The organism is Niveibacterium microcysteis (assembly GCF_017161445.1).
GTDB classification, from domain to species: domain Bacteria; phylum Pseudomonadota; class Gammaproteobacteria; order Burkholderiales; family Rhodocyclaceae; genus Niveibacterium; species Niveibacterium microcysteis.
This window is the reverse complement of the sequence record NZ_CP071060.1, coordinates 3,242,384-3,259,859: the sequence shown is the minus strand read 5'-3', so window position 1 is coordinate 3,259,859 and position 17,476 is coordinate 3,242,384. Positions and strand designations below refer to the sequence as shown.

Genomic DNA, 17,476 nt, shown 5'->3' with positions numbered 1-17,476 from the left:
CTACGTGCGGCGCGGAGCAGTCAGTTTAGGCGGTTTGGCCGCCGGCGGATCAGCGCGCGGTCAAGCGCTCCCGCCAGTGCAGGCCGACTACCGTGTCGGCCGCGGGGCGATATTCGCAGCCGATCCAGCCCTCGAATCCAGCGGCGTCGATCTGCGCGAACAGCATTCGATAGTCGAGCGTACCGGTATCGGGTTCGTTGCGCCCCGGGCTGCCGGCGATCTGGATATGCGCAACCTGTGGTTGGGCGACCGCGAATGTGGCACCGACATCGTCCCCAACGCGATGCACATGGTAGGCGTCGAATTGCAGCCGCAAGTTCGGCTCGCCGACTTCGGCAATGATCTCCAGCGCCTGCGAGACGTGGGTGAGGAAGTAGTGCGGCATGTCGCTCGGGTTGATCGGCTCGATCAACAACTCGATGCCGCTGGGCGCGAGGCGTCGGCATGCCTGGCGCAGGTTCTGGATGTAAACATGGCGTTGCAGGCTGTGCGGCAGATCCGGATCGGTGAGACCGGCCATCGCGTGAAGCCGCTTCACGCCCAGTGCGCGCGCATGCAGCAGGGCGAGTTCCACGCTGGCTGCGAAGTCCTGCTCACGACCCGGTTGCGCGGCGAGTCCGCGTTCGCCGTTGGCCCATTCGCCGGGCGGCAGATTGAACAGCACGGTCTGCACGCCGGCATCACGCTGCCACCGCGCTACCGCTTCCGGGGTGTAGTCATAGGGGAAGAGGAACTCGACGGCCTCAAAGCCCGCCCTGGCAGCGGCCTGGAAGCGACCAGGGAAGTCGAGTTCGGTGAACAGCCAGGACAGGTTCGCTGCAAAGCGCGGCATGGCGGCAAGTGGGTTCAAGGACTGCCACTCACCATACCTGAATGTCGGTGCCTCGCGATACGAAGCCAAGACTGCCGGTCCCTGCGCAGCCCGGTCGGGTATCCGCATCTACGTGCGGTTGTTGTGAAATGGCGACACATTGAGCCGCCAGATCGCACTGCATGCTCATGTGTCACCTTCAGTTAGATCAGGGACTTGCCTGCGTGCCCGCCGCAGAGCTTCGAATTTGATGATGAATCAATAAATCAGTGCAATGAGGGGGAATGTCACCGTGTTGCTAGATTCCCGACCGCACGGCAGCAATGACGTGTGTGGTGGGGGCTCGGGGCCATGCAATGCAAGATCTGGAGTAGATGAAATGCACAAGCGTATTGGTAGTTTGGTTTTCGCTCTCTTGTTGGTGTTGCCGGGCCTTGCCGCGGCAGCTGGCGAAGTGGCGTTGAAGAAGGCGAACAGCTACGTTTCCTACTACCGTGGGTACTGGCACAACGGCCGTTTTGAGGTCGAGGTCGCCAATCTTGGTTACCAGAAGCAGGTGGCCGCCTACATCAAACAAGCAAACGGTACCTGGGCCGACTTCCCGCTCAGCTACGTGCGCGGCAGCGGCGCCAACAAGGAGATCTGGGCCGCCGACTTCTCGTCGTATTCGTTGCCCGATTCCGTCGGCAACACGATCGAGTTCGCGGTCAAGTACTCCGTTAACGGAACCACTTTCTGGGACAACAACGGCGGCGCCAACTACAAGCTCGGTAAGGGTGCCGGTTCCCTGCTTGGCAATGGCGTGAATGTCTACGGCGCGAACTACAGCGCGGAGATCTACGCTGGCGCAGGCGTCACCACATGGTCGGGCTACGTGACGGTGCGCAACCTTGCGTATGCGAAAGACGTGAAGCTTGTGTATTCCACCGACAACTGGGCGACGTCGAGTACCGCGGTAGCGACATTCAGCAAGGACTTCTGGTCGTCGAGCTATTACAGCATCGGCAACCCGAACACGATGGGCTTTGAGGAGTGGCGCTATCAGCTGAACATTGGCAACGCTTCACAGGTGGAGTACGCAATCTCGTACACCGTGAACGGCGTGACCTATTGGGACAACAACAACGGTCGCAACTACTTCAGCCGCATCCTGCGCTGAACACGCGCTTCGCGCAGCAATGAAAACGCCCGCATTGCCGCGGGCGTTCTTCTTTGCGCGCGGCGCTTACATCTGCTGGTAGATCGGGCCTTCACCGCCCTGCGGCACGACCCACACGATGTTCTGCGTCGGATCCTTGATGTCGCATGTCTTGCAGTGCACGCAGTTCTGCGCGTTGATCTGCAGGCGCGGGCCGGCCTCTTCGCGGACGATTTCGTAAACGCCAGCGGGGCAGTAGCGTTGCTCCGGTGCGTCGTACTCCGCGAGGTTCACCTTCACCGGCACGCTGGCGTCCTTCAGCTGCAGGTGGCAGGGCTGATCTTCCTCGTGGTTGGTGTTCGACAGGAACACCGATGAGAGGCGGTCGAAGGTCAGCACGCCGTCGGGTTTCGGGTAGGTGATCGGGGCGCACTCCGATGCCTTCTTCAGCTTCGTGTGATCGGCGGTGTTGTGCAGCGTCCACGGTGCCTTGCCGCGCAGCAGTTGCTGGTCGATGCCGTAGAGCAGGGTGCCGAGCCACAGGCCCTTGGCCATATACGGTTTGAAGTTGCGCGCCCGATACAGTTCGTCGAACAGCCAGGATTGCTTGTAGGCCGCCGGATAGGCGACCAGCTCGTCCTGCGCGCGGCCAGCGGCGACCGCCTCGAAGGCGGCGTCACCGGCCATCATGCCGCTCTTGATTGCGGCGTGGGAGCCCTTGATCCGCGCGGCATTGAGGAAGCCCGCGTCGTCGCCGATCAGCGCGCCCCCCGGGAAGGTGAGCTTGGGCAGGCTTTGCACGCCGCCGGCCGTGATTGCACGCGCGCCGTAGGCGATGCGCTTGGCGCCGTCGAAGTAGCCCTTGATCGACGGATGCGTCTTGTAGCGCTGAAATTCTTCGAACGGCGACAGATGCGGGTTGCTGTACCCGAGGCCCACCACAAAGCCGATCGCCACCAGATTCTCGCCGTAGTGGTACATGAACCCGCCGCCGTAGGTGTCGGGGTTCATCGGCCAGCCAGCGGAGTGCAGCACCAGACCTTTCTGGAACTTCTCCGGCTTCACCTCCCACAGCTCCTTGATGCCGATGCCGTAGGTCTGCGGATCAACGCCGTCGCGCAGGTTGAATTTCGCTTCGAGTTGCTTGCCGAGGTGGCCGCGGCAGCCTTCGGCGAACAGCGTGTACTTCGCATGCAGTTCCATGCCTGGCTGGAAGTTGCCGCCCGGTTCGCCGTCGCGGCCTACGCCCATGTCGCCGGTGATGACGCCCTTTACGCGGCCCTGCTCGTCGTAGAGCACCTGCGCGCCGGCAAAACCCGGATAGACCTCGACACCCAGCGCTTCGGCCTGCTCGCCCAGCCAGCGTGCCAGCATGCCGAGGCTGATGATGTAGTTGCCTTCGTTCTTCAGCGTGGCCGGCGTGGCCCAGTGCGGTACTTCGGTGGCTCCGGATTCGGAGAGAAACAGCACGCGGTCGTGCGTGACGGCGGTTTCGAGCGGGGCGCCGAGTTCCTTCCAGTTGGGGAACAGTTCGTTGATCGCGCGCGGATCCATCACCGCGCCAGACAGGATGTGGGCGCCGATCTCGGCGCCTTTCTCGATCAGGCAGACGCTGACGTCCTGACCTTTCTCCTGTGCCAGCTGCTTGATGCGGATCGCCGCCGACAGGCCCGCAGGCCCGCCACCCACCACCAGCACGTCGAATTCCATCGACTCGCGTTCCATTCCTACACTCCTGGAAAATTCAGCCCGTCTGCGCGACCGGTGTCCGCAAAACGTCATTCACCATACGGTACGGTATGGTAGATTACCCCCGTGATGCGCCTCGAATCAAGGCGCGAAAACCCGGAGACAGAACATGCAGGACAACGCTGGCACCTTGCTACACGAATGCGACATCCCGGTTCGCTGGGGCGATCAGGACGCGCTCGGACACGTCAACAACACCGTGTTCTTCCGCTTCATGGAACAGGCGCGCGTGGAGTGGCTTGACAAGCAGGGTTTCGTCTGCGACCCCGCCGAGCCTCAGGTGCCGGTGATCGTTCACGCCGCCTGCACCTTCCTGCAACCGATCAATTATCCCGCAACCGTGCGGGTAAAGCTCTACGTCGGTGATCCGGGGCGCTCCAGCGTCCAGACGCGCTACGAGCTGGTCGATGCCGCGAATGGCAAAACCTACGCAACCGGCGAGGCCAAAGCCGTGTGGATCAACCTGAATACCGGCAAATCCGCACCTTTGCCGCAGAAGCTGCTGGACCTGATTGCCTGAGGTTTTCAAGGCCGGGCGCAGGGGCTGACCTGCGCCGAGGCTGACTTTTACCCGAATCACGGGTATGCTGCGCCCACCCTGCGAACGCCAATCGTCGTAGCGGTCTCTGCTTACCACCCGATCGTCCGGCCACTCAAGGCCTTCTCCTCGATCTCATTCACGTCTGCCTGGATTGGTGTCGCTCGGTTTACAGCGACGGGCCGTCGCTGGAGCTGTTTGATGAATTCCGAAGTTACGTTTGCCAGCCTGGCGCTGGCCGAACCCCTTTTGCGTGCAATCGGCGAAGCCGGTTACACCCACCCGACGCCGATCCAGGCACAAGCCATTCCCCTCGTGATGCAAGGCGGTGACCTGATGGCCGCCGCACAAACCGGTACCGGCAAGACCGCCGGCTTCACGCTACCGATCCTGCATCACCTCGTGACCAAGCCCAAGCGCGCAACGCCCGGCAAGCCGCGTTGCCTGATCCTGACCCCGACGCGCGAGCTCGCCGCACAGGTCGAAGAATCGGTGCAGACCTACGGCAAGCATGTGGACGTGACCTCGATGGTGATGTTCGGCGGCGTGGGCATGAACCCGCAGATTGCCGGCTTGCGCAAGCCGCTTGATATCCTGGTTGCCACGCCGGGCCGTTTGCTCGACCACATCGGCCAGAAAACGCTGTCGCTCGCCGAGGTCGAAATTCTCGTGCTCGACGAAGCCGACCGCATGCTCGACATGGGCTTCATCCGCGACATCAAAAAGGTGCTCGCGCTGCTGCCCAAGCAACGCCAGAACCTGCTGTTCTCGGCCACGTTCTCGGACGAGATCAAGGCGCTGGCCGACGGCCTGATGAACAAGCCGGGCTATGTCGAAGTCGCGCGTCGCAATACGGCGAGCGAGCTGGTCGCGCAGTCGGTTCACCTGATCGGCCAGAAACAGAAACGCCACCTGCTGGCGCACCTGATCAAGAAGCACCAGTGGTTCCAGGTGCTGGTGTTCACGCGCACCAAGCACGGCGCCAATCGCCTTGCCGAGCAGCTCGACAAGGACGGCATCCCGGCCCTTGCGATCCATGGCAACAAGAGCCAGAACGCGCGTACCCGCGCACTCTCCGAATTCAAATCGGGCGACCTGCAGGTGCTGGTCGCAACGGACATCGCCGCACGCGGCCTGGATATCGACCAACTGCCGCAGGTGGTGAACTTCGAACTGCCGAACGTACCGGAAGACTACGTCCACCGTATCGGCCGTACTGGCCGCGCGGGTTCGACCGGCGCTGCGATCTCGCTGGTCGACGACGAAGAGATGAAGCACCTCGTCGCGATCGAGCGCCTGATGCGGCGCAAGATCGATCGTGTCACCGATCCGGATTTCGTACCGGTGGCGCTACCTGCCGGCGGCGAATCGCACGCTGGCCATGCACGCCCGGCACACCCGGCGCCGGCGCATACACGCGGCGGCCGCAATGCTGGCGGTGGTCGTGGCGGCAATGCGGGTGCGCGCAGCGGCAATGCGTCGCCACAGCAGCATCCGGCGCGCGGGCCGCAACCCGGCCCGCGTCATGGCAAGCCGGCAGCCGCGACGGCCCAGGCCCCCAAGCGCTCAGGCCAAGGACAGCCCGGTAACCGCAACGCAGCGCCCGGCGCGCGTGCTGCCGAAGGCACGACGACCCGGTCCGATCGCCCGGCCCGGCCGCAAGGCGAGGCGCGCCGGGGCGGTGCATCGCAGCAACAACGCCATGCCAACGCGGCGCCGCGCCATGCAGAAGCCGCACCGCGCGCCAGCGCGACCCCTGCCAAGCCGGAAGCGGCGCCGGTCGGCGGCGCCCAGCGCGCGCTGCGTGCCGTTGCGGCACTGCTCGGCGGCAAGCGCAAGGACTAAACGGTTCCTGGGCGGGCTTGACCCGCCCGTCGCCGTGCTGTGGCCGCCGCAGCATGGCGCTTGGCGTGTGCGGACGTGGTGAAGACGGGCGTTGGATCGTACCTTTGGGGTTCGACCCAAAGCCCGGAGTTGCCATGGTTTTCCGATTGTCGCTGCTGATCGTCTCCGCCTTTGTCGGCTGGGGCCTGATCTCGCCCGCCGGCCTTGCCGCCACCACCACCGGATGGCTCGCCGCGACGATTCACAACTTCGGTTGGTACTACCTGCTGGTGGTGTTTGGCATCGTCGTCTTCGCGCTGGTGCTGGCCTTCGGCCGCTTTGGCCGGATACGGCTTGGCGGCGAGGATGCGCGGCCCGAGTTCGGCCGCGGCTCCTGGTTCGCCATGCTGTTTTCCGCCGGCATGGGGATCGGGCTTGTCTTCTGGGGCGTGGCCGAACCGCTTTCGCACTACCTCGCTCCCCCCAGCTATATCGACGCGGCAACGCCCGAAGCTGCCCGTTTCGCGCTTCGCGCATCGTTCTTCCATTGGGGTCTCCATCCCTGGGCGTTGTATGCCGTGGTTGGACTCTCGCTGGCCTATTTCAAGTTCAACCGTGGGGCGCCTGGGCTGCTGAGTGCGGCATTCCGGCCGCTGTTGGGCGCGCATGCCGAGGGCTGGGCCGGCCGCACCATCGACATCCTTGCAATCGTCGTCACGGTATTCGGTGTAGCCACATCACTTGGCTTCGGCGCAATGCAGATCTCGGGCGGGCTTAGCCACGTGTTCGGCCTGCAAAAGGGCACCGCGCTGACGCTCTCCGTGATCGGCATCGCGACGGTGCTGTTCCTGTTGTCTTCAGCCACTGGCCTCGCGCGGGGCATCAAGTGGCTCTCCAACACCAACATGGTGCTGGCGGCGCTGCTGGCGATCGCCGTGCTCGTGATGGGGCCAACGCTTTTCGTGATGGACGCCTTCACGACAACCGTAGGCGCTTACCTCGGTGGCCTGATCCAGCAGTCCATGCGCCTGACGCCCTTCACGCAGGGGTCCTGGACGGCAGACTGGACCGTCTTCTACTGGGCCTGGTGGATTACCTGGGCGCCGTTTGTCGGCATGTTCATCGCACGCATTTCGCGCGGCCGAACGATCAAGGAATTCATGGTTGGCGTGATGCTCGTGCCCTCGCTGGTCAGCTTCCTGTGGTTCTCGATCTTTGGCGGCAGCGCGCTGCAGCTTGAAATGTTCGGCGGCGTTCCGATTGCGGCGGCCGCCAAGGCCAGCGTCGACAATGCGCTGTTTCTGCTGCTTGAATCCTTGCCCTTGGGGCAGCTCCTGTCGATGCTCGCGATCGGGGTGGTCGGCGTCTTCTTCGTCACCTCCGCGGATTCGGCGACCTTCGTGCTCGGCATGCTGTCGTCGAAGGGCTCGCTTAACCCTTCGGCGGCCACGAAGCTTGTGTGGGGGCTGTTGATCTCGCTGATTGCCGCGGTGCTGCTGATCGGTGGCGGGCTCAAGGGGCTGCAGACGATGTCGATCGTCTCGGCATTGCCCTTCACGCTGGTGCTGCTGGGGCTCTGCGCGTCGACGTGGCGGGCGCTGTCCGAAGATGCCGACGCGCAGGACTTGCGCGATCAGCGCGTGCAGCGTCGCCTGCGCGAAATCGCAGACGCGGACTTGATGGACGCGCCAACCGAGATGCGTGGCGTGGACGACAGCGCCCGATTCGCTGCCGAGCTACGTTAGTCCGCGAGGGCGCGCTGTGCTGCTTCACGCACCGCATCGACCAAGTCCGTGCGCAGACAGTCGATGCGGGTGACTTCCGGCCAGGTGGCGGCGAACTTGCGTTGCCAGGTGATCTGGCGCTTTGCCAGCTGACGCGTGGCGTAGATGCCGCGATCGCGCAGTTCGGCCAGGTCGTAGTCGCCATCGAGATGCTCCCACGCCTGTCGATAGCCGACACAGCGCATCGAGGGCATTTCGGCATTCAGAGGGTAGCGCTGGCGAAGACCCGCCACTTCGTCGACCAGACCCATCGCGAGCATTTGCTCGAACCGCTGTGCGATCCGCGCATGCACCACGCTGCGATCCGAAGGTTCCAACGCGAGAATCGCGAGCGACGGGGTGGCGGTGTCGTCTTCCCGCTGCGCGTAGTTCTCAGCCAGCGAGCGACCGGTCAGGCGCACGATCTCCAGCGCGCGCTGAATGCGCTGTGCGTCATTCGGTTTGAGCTGTGCGGCCGCGGCCGGATCGATCACCGCAAGATCTGCATGCAAGGCGGGCCAGCCACGAATGCGCGCTTCTGCGTCGATCTCCGCGCGCATGTCGGCATCGGCTTGAGGCAAGTCCGACAGGCCGTCGTGCAATGCCTTCAGGTAAAGCATCGTGCCGCCCGCGAGCAGCGGCACACGGCCACGCGCGCGGATCTCCGCAATCAGGCGGATCGCGTCGGCGCGAAACTGGGCCGCGGAATAGGCATCGGTCGGATCGATCACGTCGATCAGATGGTGCGGGCAGGTCGCCAGCTCCGCCGGTGTCGGCTTGGCGGTGCCGATATCCATCTCACGAAACACCAGCGCGGAATCGATACTGATGATCTCGCACGGCATCTGCTGTGCAAGATCCAGCGCGCACGCGGTTTTTCCGCTGGCGGTGGGGCCGATCAGCGCGATAGCATCGGGACGGATAGACGGAGAAGACACGGATGAACTCGTTGCGCGAAGCGGCTGACAGGGTGCGCCATTCTAGGGGGCGCGGCGGGCTTCTGCGCGCGCTGAGTGGCGTGCTGTGCATTTCCGTGGCGTTTGCGGCCCAGGCGGCCCCCTTGCTGCTGTGGGAAGTCAGCGGCGGAGCGGCGCCAATGTGGTTGTTCGGCTCGGTGCACGTGTGCCGGGCGGACTGCTTCCCGCTGCCCGCGGCGGTCGAGTCCAAGTTCCGCCGCGCCGAGGTGCTGGCGGTGGAGGTGGATGCGACGCGGGCGGACATCGCCGGCGCGCTGGGCGATGTATCGGGCGGCGGCGCGGGCTTGCGCGAACAGCTTGGCAATGCGGACTGGCGCCGGCTCGTCAAACAGCTCTCGGCGATGGGCATGCCCGAAGAATCGGTCGACGCGCTGTCGCCAGCGATGGCGAACGTGTTTGTCGCGGTGGCGGCGGCGAGTCGCGCCGGCTTGTCACCACTTCACGGCATCGACCTGCATTTCATCAACCGCGCGCAGCACGATGGCAAGGCGCTGGTCGAGCTGGAAACCGTTGAACGGCAAATGCAGGCGCTCGCGGCCGGGTCCGAGCGCGAACAGATCGAGTCGCTGCGCTCGAGCCTCAAGGCTGCGGACGACGGCTCATTGCGTGCATCGCTCGACGAGCTGGTCGGTGCCTGGCGGCGCGGCGATGCGAACGGCCTTGCCGAGGCGCTGCGCAAGGCTCAGGCTGCCGATCCGTCAAGCCGGGCAATGTTCGAGGAGCTCTTCGATCGCCGGAATCGCGAGATGACCGATGCCATCGCGAAGCTCGCACGCGAGGGGCGGCCTGCCTTTGTGGTGATCGGGAGTGGTCATCTGGCCGGGCGCGAAGCGATCCCGGCACTATTGGCGCGTCGTGGCTTCCGCGTGCGCCAGCTCAGCAGCAGCGATTGAGCTTCGTAGGCCGCGCTCAGCCCGGCGGGCGCTGCGAGAGATACAGCGCGGTGCAGTAAAGCAGCGCCGTCTGGAAGCTGACGACACCAGCAACGCCCCACAGTTTGCGCGCCTCGCGCAGGATGTCGGCGGCGAGGTTGCCGGCGAGCACCGTCAGACCATCGGGTGATTCCACGTCGAGGTGTTCGTTGTGCGGGTTCGACGTAACACTGATGCCGGCTGCGCGCGCTGCTTCGGCGCCCCGACTGACCTGCATGGCAAGAATGACATTGTCCATCGCGCGAGTCTCCGTTTTCGTTGCATGCGACGCGGGGGAGGCGCCGATGCTGCCAGTGCGTCTGTTGCGCTTTGATGAATGAGTGCCGATTATGCTTCCGGCATTGCGCTGCAGCAAGCCCATTTAGTCACGATCATTCCGCGTTATAGCGCGCCAGCAAAGGCTTGGCAGCATTTCCGACGGACGGATATATTCGATTGGCGAACGAACATCGTGCAGTGCGGCGAACGTGCCTGAGGCTGCTGGGAGCGCTGTCGTCGCCCCGCAAGAATGCGCGGCTGCCTGGCGTGGGCGCTGAGCGGCCGTGGTGCGGGTCAGCCCGGCGATCCGGTAACGCCTGCAGGCCGCTCACCAAAATGCGCTTGGCCACTACATGCAGCAAGGCGCAGTCAAAGCTCACCGCGTCCGCGACGGTCCAGACCGTTCGAGCGTGCCGCAGCATGCGTTCGGCTTCGCTCGTCGAGAAGGTGAATTGGCGGCCGCGCCGTGTCAGCACCAACTGACCGCGTTCGAAGCAGAATTCGATCTGGAAGCCGTCTTGGCGCAGCCGATCGGCGGTTGCGGCGACTTCGTTCGCGAAGGGCGATTTGGACATGTAGGTTCCCCTGTTCAGACCGTCGCTGCATTGTGTGCATTGACGTCGGGAATATTGTCCGCGTCGCGTGGCTACGGGCCCTTGTCTTGCCGGGCCCCCGGTTTGTCCCTCGGTGCCAACAGGCGTCGGCTCAGCGGCCGCGCAGGAACAGCTTGTCGAGGTCGCTCATCGAGAGCTGCACCCAGGTCGGCCGGCCATGGTTGCACTGGTCGGCGCGCTCCGTGGCTTCCATCTCGCGCAGCAGTGCATTCATCTCGGGCAGCGTCAGGCTGCGATTGGCACGTACCGCACCATGGCACGCGAGGGTGGCCAGAAGTTCGTTGCGGCGCGCGGAAACGACGTCGGACGCGGGGTAGTCCACCAGTTCGCTGAGCAGTGCGCGCGTCAGGGCGACGATGTCTGCCCGGGCGAGCAGGGTTGGCACGCTGCGCACGGCGAGTTCGGCTGGGCCGGCGGCAGCGATTTCGAAGCCGATGCGGTCGAGCGTCTCGCGCTGCGCTTCGGCACACGCCATTTCCTTCGCGCTGGCACCGAAGACGGCCGGGATCAGCAGGTGTTGCGTGCTCGGGGCGCCGTCGAGCACGTTCTTGAGCTTTTCGTACAGGATCCGCTCGTGGGCTGCATGCATGTCCACCAGGATCAGGCCGCGTGCGTTCTGCGCCAGCACATAGACCCCATGCAATTGCGCGAGGGCGTAGCCGAGCGGCGCGCCTTCCGTGTCGGCCGCAGCAAGCGGCAGGGTCTGCGGCATGGGGGTGTTGAGCGCTGCCGGCCGGAAGAACTCCGCCATTGAGCCGGCCGATGGGCTGCGAGCAGGTGAGTCGCTGCCAAAGTGGTAGGGTGTTCTCGGCTCCTCGACGGCGAGCCGGATTTGCTCCGGCTGCGGCATTGGCGGCGCATGGGTCTCGATACGCGGCGCCGTGGCGGCGACAGCACCGATCGTAGCGGCAAGCCCGCGGCTGACAGCGTGATACACGAACTGATGGATCGCCCGTGCTTCGCGGAATCGCACTTCCGTCTTCGCCGGGTGCACGTTGACATCGACGCCGGATGGGTCGAGTTCGAGGAACAGGGTAAAGGCCGGGTGTTTGCTGCCGTGCAGAATGTCGGCGTAGGCCTCGCGCAGCGCGTGCTGGATCAGCTTGTCGCGCACAAAGCGGCCGTTGACGAAGAAGTACTGCGCGTCGCGGCTGGCGCGTGCGTAGGCGGGCAGGGCGGCAAAGCCGGACAGCCGCAGGCCGGCGGCCTCCACGTCGATCACGCGAGCGTGCTCGAGAAACTCTTCGCCGAGAATGTCGCCGCAACGCCGACGCATGTCGCCCGTTGCCAGCCGCAGGCTGACACGGCCGTTGTGCTGCAGCTGGAACGCCACCTCGGGGCGAGCAAGCGCGATGCGGCGAAAGGCGTCGTCACAGTGGCCGAACTCGGTGCCTTCGCTTTTGAGGAATTTGCGGCGCGCGGGAACGTTCCAGTACAGGTCGCTCACCTCGACAACCGTGCCGCTGTTCAGCGCCGCGGGCGAGGGTGACGTTTCACCCGCATGGATCCGCCAAGCGTGCGGCGAGCCCTGCGCCCGGCTGGTGAGGGTGACGCGCGCGACCGACGCGATCGACGCGAGCGCCTCACCGCGGAAGCCCATCGTGGCGACGCATTCGAGATCGTCGAGCGAGGCGATCTTGCTGGTGGCGTGGCGTTCCAGCGCGATGCCCAGTTCGTCCTTGTCGATGCCGCAGCCGTCGTCGGCGATGCGGATCTGCTTCACGCCGCCTTGTTGCAGTTGCACTTCGATTGCGCGCGAGCCGGCGTCCAGGCTGTTTTCCAGCACCTCCTTGAGCACCGAAGCCGGTCGTTCGACGACCTCGCCAGCGGCGATCTGGTTGATCAGGAGTTCGGGCAGGCGGCGAATCGTGGGCATTGTCGGATTTGCGTTCCAGAAGCGAAAAGCCCCGCCGGAGCGGGGCATGGGCCAATGCTAGCAGGCTTCAGCCTTCGGCGATCCGCTTGGCGATGTGGGCAAGCGCCTCCTCGACCTGGTCCACCAGGATCAGGCACAGATCACCGGGTTGCAGGCGGGCGAGGGCTTTGTCGATCGCGATGAATTCGCCAGTGATTTCCTCGACATGGGTGGTGCGTGGGGCGCCGACCAGGCCTTCGCGCAGCAGTCCGATCACTTCGCCGTCGGCACGACCGCGCTGACAGGCGTCCTGATACAGCAGCACATCGTCGAAGGCCTTGCCGAGGATCTCGGTCTGCTGGCGGATGTCCTCGTCGCGGCGGTCGCCGGCGCCGCTGATAACCACGCTGCGGCGCTTGCCCGGCATGGCTTCCACGGCGTTCACCAGTGCGCTCATCGCATCCGGGTTGTGGCCGTAATCGGCGATCAGCGTCGCGCCACGGTAATCGAACACGTTGAAGCGGCCCGGTGCGTTGTCCGAGTCGTTCATAAAGGTGGCGAGACCCTTGCGGATCACGTCCCACTCGAGCCCGGCGGCCCAGCCAGCGGCCACCGAGGCCATGACGTTCTCGACCTGGAAGCCGATCGTGCCATTGCGGGTGATCGGGATCTCCGCCAGCGGCACGCGATGCTTGACCATGCCTTCGGCTGCGACGATCGCATCGCCATCGACGTACACCACGCGGTTGCCCTGTGCGCGGTGCGTTGCCATCACAGGCAGATGGCGGTCGGCGGCGAAGAACGTGACCTTGCCGCTGCAGTTGTCCGCCATGGCGGCGACGATCGGGTCTGCGGCGTTGAGCACAGCGGTGCCGTCCGGCGCCACGTTTTGCACGATCACGCGCTTGAGCACGGCGAGTTCGTCCACCGTGGTGATGAAGTTCAGGCCAAGGTGGTCACCAAGGCCGATGTTCGTCACCACCGCGACCTTGCAGCGATCAAACGCGAGGCCTTCGCGCAGCACGCCACCACGGGCGGTCTCGAATACTGCGGCATCCACCGTCGGGTTCAACAGCACGTTGCGCGCGCTCTTCGGGCCCGAGCAGTCGCCGCTGTCGATGCGGCGGCCCTGGATGTAGACGCCGTCGGTGTTGGTCATGCCGACCGTCTGGCCGTTGGCCATGAACAGATGCGCGATCAGGCGCACGGTGGTCGTCTTGCCATTGGTGCCGGTGACTGCGACAACCGGAATGCGGCCATCCTCGCCATTCGGGAACATGCTGGAGATGATCGCTTCGCCGACCGCACGCCCTTTGCCGAACGACGGGTTCAGATGCATCCGCAGGCCCGGCGCGGCATTCACTTCGACCATGCCGCCGCCTTGCTCTTCGAGCGGCTTGAGCACGCTGTCGCACACCACATCCACGCCGCAGATATCCAGCCCGACCATCTGGGCCGCGGCTACGGCGCGCGCGGCGACTTCCGGATGCACGTCATCCGTCACATCGGTGGCGGTGCCACCGGTTGAGAGGTTGGCGTTGTTACGCAGCACCACGCGCTTGCCCTTGGGCGGCACGGATTCCGCCGTGAGGCCTTGCATTTCGAGACGCGCGATCGCGATCTCGTCAAAGCGGATTTTCGTCAGCGAGGTGGCGTGGCCGTCACCGCGGCGCGGGTCGGCGTTCACCTGGTCGACCAGCTGGCGCACCGTATGCACGCCGTCGCCAATGACGAAGGGCGGATCGCGTCGTGCGGCAGCCACCAGCTTGTCGCCCACCACCAGCAGGCGGTAGTCGTAGCCGGGCAGGTAGCGCTCGACCATGATGTCGTCGCGGAATTCGCAAGCCACCTTGTAGGCCATCTCCAGCTGTTCACGGCTGGTGATGTTGACGGTGACACCCTTGCCCTGGTTGCCGTCCTGCGGTTTGACGACGACCGGCAGGCCGATTTCCTGTGCAGCAACCCAGGCGTCCTCGATATCCGCGACCGGGCGGCCCACCGGCACCGGCACGCCGGCGGCAAGCAGCAGGCGCTTGGTCAGCTCCTTGTCCTGCGCGATCGATTCGGCGATCGCGCTCGTCGTATCCATCTCGGCAGCCTGAATGCGACGTTGCTTGGAACCCCAGCCGAACTGGACCAGGCTGCCTTCGGTCAGCCGGCGGAACGGGATGCCGCGCTCGACGGCGGCTTGCACGATGGAGCCGGTGGACGGGCCGAGTCGCACGTCCTCGTCGACTTCGCGCAGACGTGCCAGCGCGCTGGCGAGATCAAACGGTGTGTCATCCACCGCGGCCTGGATCAGCGTTTCGGCAAGCTCCAGCGCGAGGCGGCCGACCGCTTCTTCCGAATACTCGACGACCACTTGATACACGCCGGTTTCCAGCGTGGCGTGACAGCGGCTGAAGGTGACCGGGCAGCCCGCCTGCGCTTGCAGGCTCAGTGCGGCGGCTTCCAGCACATGTGCCATCGCGACCGAGGTGCTGTGGCCACGCGGCTGCAGTTGGCCAAGATCCGGGAAGCGTGCGCGCAGGCGCGCCTCAAAGCCGGGAATGGTGTCGATCTCGGTCTCGGGCCCTTTGCAGGCAACGATGGCCTCGATCGAAGTGTGGCGGCTCCACAGGTTCGGGCCACGCAGGGCCCGGATGCGGGAAACTTCCATCAAGCGATCTTCCTGTATCTGTCGCAGTCGTCTGGGCGACGGTCGTTCAATGTGCGCGTGCCCGAGCGGCGGTTTGCTCGGCTTCGAAGGTTTCGATGCCGGCGCCGATCAGGTCGGGCGACATTTCAAGGGCCCAGGCTGCGCCGACCGCAGCGAGGATGTTCTCGGCTTGCAGCGTGCCGGTGTCGGGCGCGGGCAGCATCGCTAGTTCGTCCAGGCGCTCTTCTTCGGCGCCGGTGGCGAGGAAGACCCGGCCATCGCGCGCGAACACCGCGCGGCCGCCGGCGGCGCGATGCGCGACGATAGCGGGCAGCGTTTCCGACAGGCCGTAGAAGATCACCGCGCCGTCACATAGCGGGGCCAGTTCGGCGACCGTTGCATCCGCTGCATTCAGCACTGCGAAGCCGTCCGGCAGGATCACGTCGATCTGGGTGCGCAGCACGTTGACCAGCTTGTCCGCGTCGTCGATGTAGAACTCGCCGAGCGATTCGAAGCCGGATACATCGGTGACGACGCCGATCGTGCAGCGATCGTAGGGCAGGCCTTCACGCAGGATCGATTCACCGCTGTGCTCAAACACCGCGGCGTCCACATTGCGGTTCATCAGCAGGCGCTGCCCGGACTCGAAATTGACGCCGTTGCGGCGGTCGACCTGGCGGCGATCGAGGAACAGACCATCATTGCACGCGAGGCCGACATGACGGCCAGAGAGCCGCACCAGCCAAGCGATCAGGCGGGCAATCTGCGTCGTGCCCTGGCGCCCGGTCACGCCGATCAGCGGCACACGGCCCGAATCGGATGGGCTGAACAAGTGGTCGACAATCGCAACGCCCACCGGGCGCGGCTGGCCTTGGGCCGGTTTCAGGTGCATCAGCAGGCCTGGGCCTGCATTGACTTCGACCACGGCGGCATCCTGCCCGCTGAGCGGGCGCGAGATGTCTTCCGCGACGAGATCGACGCCGGCGATGTCGAGGCCAACGACGCGGGCGGCGAGCGCGACGACTTCGGCGAGTTCCGGATGCAACTCGTCGGTGCAGTCGAAGGCGACGTTGCCGTTACGCTGGATCAGCACGCGCTTGCCCGCGGCGGGCACCGAGTCGGGCGTGAAACCCTGGCGCGTCAGATCGAGCTGGATCGCGGCATCGTTCGCGACAATGATCTTGTTGAGCGGGAATTCCTCGGTGAGGCCGCGACGCGGATCGGTATTCAGCTGTGAATCGATCAGTTCGAGGATCGTGGATTTACCGTCGCCGGTGACCCATGCCTCTTCACCGCGCGCAACGGCGACGACCTTGTTGCCAACCACCAGCAAGCGGTGCTCGTTGCCGCGGATGAAGCGCTCGACGATCACCTCGCTGCCGTGTTCGAGCGCGAGCGCGTAGGCGGCTTCAATGTCTTCACGACGCGACAGGTCGAGCGAGACGCCGCGGCCGTGGTTGCCATCGACCGGTTTGACGACGACCGGCAGGCCCACATCTTCGGCCGCTTCCCAGGCATCTTCGGCGCTATCGACGATGCGGCCCTGCGGCACCGGCACGCCGCAGGATGCCAGCAGGCTCTTGGTCAGATCCTTGTCGCTGGAAATGCTCTCCGCGATCGCGGAGGTGCGGTCGGTCTCGGCGGTCCAGATTCGGCGCTGGCGCGCGCCGTAGCCCAGCTGGACGAGGTTGCCTTCGTTCAGCCGGATCGACGGAATGCGCCGATCGGTTGCAGCGTCGACGATGCATGCGGTGCTGGGGCCGAGGCACAGCGAATCGACCATGTCCGTCAGGCGTTCGACAGTGGCGGCAAGGTCGTACGGGCGATCTTCGACGGCTGACAGCACCAGTTCGCGACCCGCTTCCAGTGCGGCGCGGCCGACTTGCTCATTGCGGGTGCGGAAGGCCATCTTGTAGATGCCACTGCCTTCGGCGGTCTGGCGCGTCTTGCCGAACCCGGTGCGCATGCCGGCGAGGTTCTGCAACTCCAGCACGACGTGCTCGAGCACATGCCCGATCCACGTGCCTTCGTTGAGCCGCTGGATGAACCCGCCCGGTTCGCCCACGCCGCAGCGATGCACGGCAAGGCCGGGCAGCCAGGCGACCAGGCGATCGACAAAACCAGGCAGGGTGTTTGACGGGTGCTGTTCGAACGCACCGATATCCAGCCAGGCTTCGATGACTGGTCGGTAGGTCCAGATGTTCGGGCCGCGCAGATGCGTGACGCGAAGAAACGTGATGTCTTTCTTCTTCATGTTCCAGTCGTGAGTCCCGGTCGGCCGTGCCGCAGGGACCATTTCCGAGGTCGCTTCGCCTCGTGTTCCGGGCTTGTGCCCGAATACCTCCGCGCGTGAGGGCGCGGGGGCCGGTGCGGTATACT

At 65.0% G+C, this 17,476-nt stretch carries 13 protein-coding genes; 5 read left to right on the top strand and 8 right to left on the bottom strand.

What is annotated here, in order from left to right:
* Positions 1–49 precede the first annotated feature (49 nt).
* Complete coding sequence (gene otnI / locus JY500_RS14730) at positions 50–850, bottom strand: 2-oxo-tetronate isomerase (RefSeq protein ID WP_246479639.1); 801 nt, start codon at positions 848–850, stop codon at positions 50–52.
* A 340-nt stretch (positions 851–1,190) separates the two neighbouring features.
* Here otnI and JY500_RS14725 point away from each other — a divergent pair, with 340 nt between their 5' ends.
* The gene (locus JY500_RS14725; protein WP_206253587.1) at positions 1,191–1,970 is read left to right on the top strand and encodes a hypothetical protein; all 780 of its coding nucleotides are present in this window, start codon (positions 1,191–1,193) and stop codon (positions 1,968–1,970) included.
* Between the two features lie 66 nt (positions 1,971–2,036).
* Here the strand turns inward: JY500_RS14725 and JY500_RS14720 are convergent, their stop codons facing one another.
* Entirely contained in the window at positions 2,037–3,674 is a 1,638-nt protein-coding gene (locus JY500_RS14720; RefSeq protein ID WP_206253586.1) for an electron transfer flavoprotein-ubiquinone oxidoreductase, read from the bottom strand.
* A gap of 133 nt (positions 3,675–3,807) precedes the next feature.
* On the opposite strand from JY500_RS14720, the gene JY500_RS14715 reads away from it, so the two are divergent.
* The 3 genes from JY500_RS14715 to JY500_RS14705 all read left to right on the top strand — a co-directional run bounded on the left by JY500_RS14715 (position 3,808) and on the right by JY500_RS14705 (position 7,805).
* Positions 3,808–4,218, top strand: a complete 411-nt coding sequence (locus JY500_RS14715; protein ID WP_206253584.1) for an acyl-CoA thioesterase — start codon at positions 3,808–3,810, stop codon at positions 4,216–4,218.
* Between the two features lie 219 nt (positions 4,219–4,437).
* Positions 4,438–6,081: a DEAD/DEAH box helicase gene (locus JY500_RS14710; RefSeq protein ID WP_206253582.1), complete on the top strand. Its 1,644-nt coding sequence runs from the start codon at positions 4,438–4,440 to the stop codon at positions 6,079–6,081.
* Positions 6,082–6,215: 134 nt separating this feature from the next.
* The gene (locus JY500_RS14705) at positions 6,216–7,805 is read left to right on the top strand and encodes a BCCT family transporter (protein WP_206253572.1); all 1,590 of its coding nucleotides are present in this window, start codon (positions 6,216–6,218) and stop codon (positions 7,803–7,805) included.
* On the opposite strand, the gene miaA is transcribed toward JY500_RS14705, so the two are convergent.
* Positions 7,802–8,761: a tRNA (adenosine(37)-N6)-dimethylallyltransferase MiaA gene (gene miaA / locus JY500_RS14700; protein WP_246479638.1), complete on the bottom strand. Its 960-nt coding sequence runs from the start codon at positions 8,759–8,761 to the stop codon at positions 7,802–7,804. The genes JY500_RS14705 and miaA overlap by 4 nt on opposite strands.
* Before the next feature lie 2 nt (positions 8,762–8,763).
* Here miaA and JY500_RS14695 point away from each other — a divergent pair, with 2 nt between their 5' ends.
* Positions 8,764–9,693 carry a TraB/GumN family protein gene (locus JY500_RS14695; RefSeq protein ID WP_206253571.1) on the top strand — a complete coding sequence of 310 codons (930 nt, stop codon included), beginning with the start codon at positions 8,764–8,766 and terminating at the stop codon, positions 9,691–9,693.
* A gap of 16 nt (positions 9,694–9,709) precedes the next feature.
* On the opposite strand, the gene JY500_RS14690 is transcribed toward JY500_RS14695, so the two are convergent.
* The 5 genes from JY500_RS14690 to JY500_RS14670 form a co-directional block, all read right to left on the bottom strand.
* Positions 9,710–9,970 carry a hypothetical protein gene (locus JY500_RS14690; protein ID WP_206253570.1) on the bottom strand — a complete coding sequence of 87 codons (261 nt, stop codon included), beginning with the start codon at positions 9,968–9,970 and terminating at the stop codon, positions 9,710–9,712.
* A 133-nt stretch (positions 9,971–10,103) separates the two neighbouring features.
* Complete coding sequence (locus JY500_RS14685) at positions 10,104–10,565, bottom strand: hypothetical protein (protein WP_206253569.1); 462 nt, start codon at positions 10,563–10,565, stop codon at positions 10,104–10,106.
* Positions 10,566–10,695: 130 nt separating this feature from the next.
* Positions 10,696–12,480 carry a DNA mismatch repair endonuclease MutL gene (mutL, locus tag JY500_RS14680; protein WP_206253568.1) on the bottom strand — a complete coding sequence of 595 codons (1,785 nt, stop codon included), beginning with the start codon at positions 12,478–12,480 and terminating at the stop codon, positions 10,696–10,698.
* A 67-nt stretch (positions 12,481–12,547) separates the two neighbouring features.
* Positions 12,548–15,118 carry a cyanophycin synthetase gene (gene cphA, locus JY500_RS14675; protein WP_172197990.1) on the bottom strand — a complete coding sequence of 857 codons (2,571 nt, stop codon included), beginning with the start codon at positions 15,116–15,118 and terminating at the stop codon, positions 12,548–12,550.
* Positions 15,119–15,164: 46 nt separating this feature from the next.
* On the bottom strand, positions 15,165–17,351 hold the full coding sequence (locus tag JY500_RS14670) for a cyanophycin synthetase (RefSeq protein WP_206253562.1): 2,187 nt from the start codon (positions 17,349–17,351) through the stop codon (positions 15,165–15,167).
* Positions 17,352–17,476: the final 125 nt, after the last annotated feature.

Bases quoted from the DNA above. Each gene is read 5' to 3' on its own strand.
- cphA (WP_172197990.1), bottom strand. From the start codon at position 15,118: ATGGAAGTTTCCCGCATCCGGGCCCTGCGTGGCCCGAACCTGTGGAGC.
- JY500_RS14710 (WP_206253582.1), top strand. From the start codon at position 4,438: ATGAATTCCGAAGTTACGTTTGCCAGCCTGGCGCTGGCCGAACCCCTT.
- JY500_RS14720 (WP_206253586.1), bottom strand. From the start codon at position 3,674: ATGGAACGCGAGTCGATGGAATTCGACGTGCTGGTGGTGGGTGGCGGG.
- JY500_RS14690 (WP_206253570.1), bottom strand. From the start codon at position 9,970: ATGGACAATGTCATTCTTGCCATGCAGGTCAGTCGGGGCGCCGAAGCA.
- JY500_RS14685 (WP_206253569.1), bottom strand. From the start codon at position 10,565: ATGTCCAAATCGCCCTTCGCGAACGAAGTCGCCGCAACCGCCGATCGG.
- mutL (WP_206253568.1), bottom strand. From the start codon at position 12,480: ATGCCCACGATTCGCCGCCTGCCCGAACTCCTGATCAACCAGATCGCC.
- JY500_RS14670 (WP_206253562.1), bottom strand. From the start codon at position 17,351: ATGAAGAAGAAAGACATCACGTTTCTTCGCGTCACGCATCTGCGCGGC.
- JY500_RS14705 (WP_206253572.1), top strand. From the start codon at position 6,216: ATGGTTTTCCGATTGTCGCTGCTGATCGTCTCCGCCTTTGTCGGCTGG.
- JY500_RS14715 (WP_206253584.1), top strand. From the start codon at position 3,808: ATGCAGGACAACGCTGGCACCTTGCTACACGAATGCGACATCCCGGTT.
- JY500_RS14725 (WP_206253587.1), top strand. From the start codon at position 1,191: ATGCACAAGCGTATTGGTAGTTTGGTTTTCGCTCTCTTGTTGGTGTTG.
- JY500_RS14695 (WP_206253571.1), top strand. From the start codon at position 8,764: ATGAACTCGTTGCGCGAAGCGGCTGACAGGGTGCGCCATTCTAGGGGG.